The organism is Mesorhizobium sp. M7A.F.Ca.US.005.03.2.1, from assembly GCF_003997795.1.
GTDB classification, from domain to species: Bacteria; Pseudomonadota; Alphaproteobacteria; order Rhizobiales; family Rhizobiaceae; genus Mesorhizobium; species Mesorhizobium ciceri.
The window spans coordinates 1-4,008 of record NZ_RZRP01000590.1; the positions used below are offsets into that span (position 1 = coordinate 1).

At 62.8% G+C, this 4,008-nt stretch carries 4 protein-coding genes; all 4 read left to right on the forward strand.

What is annotated here, in order from left to right; genetic code table 11:
• Positions 1–1,279, forward strand: a 1,279-nt coding sequence (locus EN991_RS26230) for a ribonuclease J (RefSeq protein ID WP_164769374.1), incomplete at its 5' end; no start/stop codon positions are given.
• Between the two features lie 110 nt (positions 1,280–1,389).
• The gene (mce, locus tag EN991_RS26235; RefSeq protein ID WP_013531105.1) at positions 1,390–1,794 is read left to right on the forward strand and encodes a methylmalonyl-CoA epimerase; all 405 of its coding nucleotides are present in this window, start codon (positions 1,390–1,392) and stop codon (positions 1,792–1,794) included.
• Positions 1,791–2,075: a DUF1467 family protein gene (locus tag EN991_RS26240; RefSeq protein ID WP_013531106.1), complete on the forward strand. Its 285-nt coding sequence runs from the start codon at positions 1,791–1,793 to the stop codon at positions 2,073–2,075. Before mce ends, EN991_RS26240 begins: the two co-directional genes overlap by 4 nt.
• 632 nt (positions 2,076–2,707) lie before the next feature.
• A partial coding sequence (gene proS / locus EN991_RS26245; protein ID WP_127369857.1) for a proline--tRNA ligase occupies positions 2,708–4,008 on the forward strand: 1,301 nt, incomplete at its 3' end.

Genomic DNA, 4,008 nt, shown 5'->3' on the forward strand with positions numbered 1-4,008 from the left:
ATTCACCGTCGGCCCCTTCGAGATCGAAGCCATTCCGGTCGCGCACTCGATTCCCGAGCCGATGTCGCTGGCGATCACCTCGCCGGCAGGCACCGTCATCCATACCGGTGACTGGAAGATCGATCCGGAGCCGACGATCGGGCCGAAGACCGACGAGGCGCGTTTCCGCGCCTATGGCGACAAGGGCGTTCTGGCGCTGATCTGCGATTCGACCAATGCGCTGCGCGAAGGCGAGTCGCCTTCGGAAGTGGCTGTGGGCGAGGGCCTCAAGGGCGTCATCCAGGCTGCCAAGGGCCGCGTCGCCGTCACTACGTTCTCCTCCAATGTCGGACGCATCGTCTCGATCGCCAAAGCGGCCCGCGATGCCGGACGCCAGTGCCTGGTGCTTGGCCGTTCGCTGAAGCGGGTCATCGATGTGGCCGGCGAACTTGGCTACATGGACGGTCTGCCGGAGTTCATCGCCGAGGAGGATTTTGGTTTCATCCCGCGCGAAAACCTGGTCATCATCTGCACCGGCAGCCAGGGCGAGCCGCTGGCCGCACTGGCCAAGCTGTCGCGCGAAGAGATGAAGTCGGTGTCGCTGACGGCAGGCGACACGGTGGTGTTTTCCTCGCGTACGATTCCCGGCAACGAGAAGGCGATCCTCGAGATCAAGAACCGTCTCATCGACCTCGGCGTCAAGATCATCGAGGACGGCGATGCGCTGGTGCATGTCTCCGGCCATCCGCGGCGCAGCGAATTGCGCAAGATGTATGAATGGGTGCGCCCGCAGATCGGCGTTCCCGTGCATGGCGAGGCGGCACATCTGGTGGCGCAGGGCTCGCTGATGTCGACATCGGGCATCGGCCAGGTGGCGCAGGTGCGCGACGGCGACATGCTCAGGCTTGCTCCCGGCCCAGCCACCATCATGGATCAGGTGCCGTTCGGCCGTATCTACAAGGATGGCAGACTGATCGGCACCGATCAGGCGATGGGCATCCGCGACCGGCGCAAATTGTCCTTTGCCGGCCACGTGGCGGTCAATGTCGTGTTGGACGACAAATATGAGCTTGCCGGCGACCCCGATTTGGTCGCCATCGGAGTCGCCGAGGCCGATGGCCGTGGCGAGTCGCTGGAAGATCTGATGATCGATGCGGCAATCGGCGCGGTGGACTCGATCCCCCGTCAGCGCCGAAAAGACCTCGACCTGGTGCAGGAAGCAGTGCGGCGCGCCGTGCGCGGCGCCGCCAACGAAGCCTGGGGCAAGAAGCCGTTGGTGACGGTGTTCGTCACTCGCTGAGGGGAGTGGGGCAGTAAGGGAGTAGGGCAGTAGGGATTTCGATACGAGGCAGGTCAGCTTTTCCCCTATTGCCATACTGCCCTATTGCCTTACTGCCCTGGGGAAAACCTATGCTCGGACGTCTGAACCATGTCGCGCTTGCCGTGCCGGATCTGGCTGCTGCCGTAGCGGCCTACCGCAACACGCTCGGCGCGGAGGTTACGGCGCCGCAGGCACTGCCGGAGCACGGGGTGACGGTGGTGTTCGTCAATGTCGGCAACACCAAGGTCGAACTTCTGGAGCCTTTGGGCGAGGGATCGCCGATCGCCGCCTTCCTGGAGAAGAACCCCTCCGGCGGCATGCATCACCTTTGCTATGAGGTCGACGACATCCTGGCCGCGCGCGATCAGCTCAAGGCCGCCGGCGCCCGCGTGCTGGGCGACGGCAACCCGAGGATCGGCGCGCACGGCAAGCCGGTGCTGTTCCTGCATCCGAAGGATTTCTTCGGCACGCTGATCGAACTGGAGCAATCATGAGCTGGGTTTCGTTCACAGCCCTGTTTTTCGCGACCTGGTGGGTGGTGCTGTTTGCCGTGCTGCCGTTCAGCGTGAGGACGCAGGACGACGATCACGACGTGACGCTCGGCACGGTTCCGAGCGCGCCGCGTGGGCCTCACATGCTGCGCGCCGTGATCCGCACCACCATCGCCACCGCGATCCTGATGGGCATTTTCTATGGCTTGACGCATGGGCTGGGATACAGCCTCAACGACATCCCGCACATCGTGCCGGAATTCAGCCAGACGCCGGCTAAATAGACTGTCCAGCGACGGCGTTTTCATATGTCGGAACCGGGCGGGTTTCGGCGGGAATGTCGTGCCGTTTTGCGGCCTGACGAGCGCTGACGCTGGGTAAGGTGGTTTGGCAACGCGTTGCGCTAAGCAGATGATTGCACAAAAAAAATGCAAGGCACGAGGCCTTGCAATTTAAACGCGTCCGATCTGTTTCCGGTTTCCGGCGGCAGCGAGTAACCGCGCCTAGATCGCATCCTCCCAAGACTTTGACCGCGTAGGAGAGCAGATTTTTTTCTGCCCTCTCGGTTATCGAGGTACATTAGCCTAAGGCGAATGAAAATGTCACGAAGAATTTTGCCTTGAAACGGGCATTCTCGTGCTGCACTGCACAATAGTGTGGCAGGCGTTGCTTGGCGAACGATCACCAAGACGCGCACAGTGACCGGGAGGCCTTGCAGCGCCGTGGGTCTTCTGGACGGGCGAACGGCGGTGCGACGCTTCTGATCCCGGCTACCCATGTTTTTTGGAAATCGATTCCGCTTTTCGGGCCGAAGCGTCCGGGTTCCCATTCCGCCTTGAAATGGCTATGAAGCCGGGTCAAGCAAGCCAAAGTCGCGCCGATTCTGACGCGGCCCTCCTCACTCACGGACCTGCCCATGCGTTTGTCGCGCTATTTCCTGCCGATCCTCAAAGAAAATCCGCGCGAGGCCGAGATCGTCTCGCACCGGCTGATGCTGCGCGCCGGCATGATCCGCCAGCAGGGGCAGGGCAGTTTCTCGTGGCTGCCGCTCGGCAAGCGGGTGCTGGACAAGGTCTGCCGCATCATCCGCGAGGAGCAGGATCGCGCCGGTGCGCTGGAAATCCTGATGCCGACCATCCAGTCGGCCGATCTGTGGCGCGAAAGCGGCCGCTATGACGACTACGGCAAGGAGATGCTGCGCATCAAGGACCGGCAGGACCGCGACATGCTCTACGGCCCCACCAATGAGGAAGTGGTCACCGAGATCGTCCGCGCCTATGTGAAGTCCTACAAGGACCTGCCGCTCAATCTCTACCACATCCAGTGGAAGTTCCGCGACGAAGTGCGGCCGCGCTTCGGCGTCATGCGGTCGCGCGAGTTCCTGATGAAGGACGCCTATTCCTTCGATCTCGACTTCGAAGGCGCCAAGGCGGCCTACAACAGGATGTTCGTGTCCTATCTCCGGACTTTTACGCGCATGGGGCTGCAGGCAATACCGATGCGGGCCGACACCGGGCCGATCGGCGGCGATCTCAGCCATGAATTCATCATCCTGGCCGACACCGGCGAGAGCCAGGTCTACTGCCACCGCGACTATCTTGCGCTCGATGTGCCCGGCGCCAACACCGATTTTGCCAACGACGCCGAGATCGCCGACATCGTCAAGACATGGACGACGCCCTACGCCGCCACCGACGAGATGCATGACGAGGCGGCGTGGGAGAAGATCGGCGAGAGCGACAAGGTTTCGGCGCGCGGCATCGAGGTCGGCCACATCTTCCATTTCGGTGACAAATATTCCAAGCCCATGGGCGCCAAGGTGACCGGACCCGACGGCAAGGATCATTTCGTCTCCGGCGGCTCCTACGGCATCGGTCCGTCGCGGCTGGTCGCGGCGATCATCGAAGCCAGCCATGACGATAACGGCATCATCTGGCCGGAGGCGGTGGCGCCGTTCGACATCGGACTGATCAACATGAAGGCGGGCGACGCCGAGTGCGACGGCGTCTGCGACGAACTGCATGCCGCTTTCGTCGCCGCCGGCAAGGACGTGCTCTACGACGACACCGACCAGCGGCCCGGCGGCAAGTTCGCCACCGCCGACCTGATAGGCCTTCCCTGGCAAGTGATCGTCGGACCGCGCGGTGTCGCCGCCGGCGAGATCGAGATCAAGAACCGCAAGACCGGCGAGCGCGAGACGCTGCCTATCGCGGACGC

What these genes read in the sequence shown, in the direction of transcription:
- mce (WP_013531105.1), top strand. Translation starts at nt 1,390, where the DNA reads ATGCTCGGACGTCTGAACCATGTCGCGCTTGCCGTGCCGGATCTGGCT.
- EN991_RS26240 (WP_013531106.1), top strand. Translation starts at nt 1,791, where the DNA reads ATGAGCTGGGTTTCGTTCACAGCCCTGTTTTTCGCGACCTGGTGGGTG.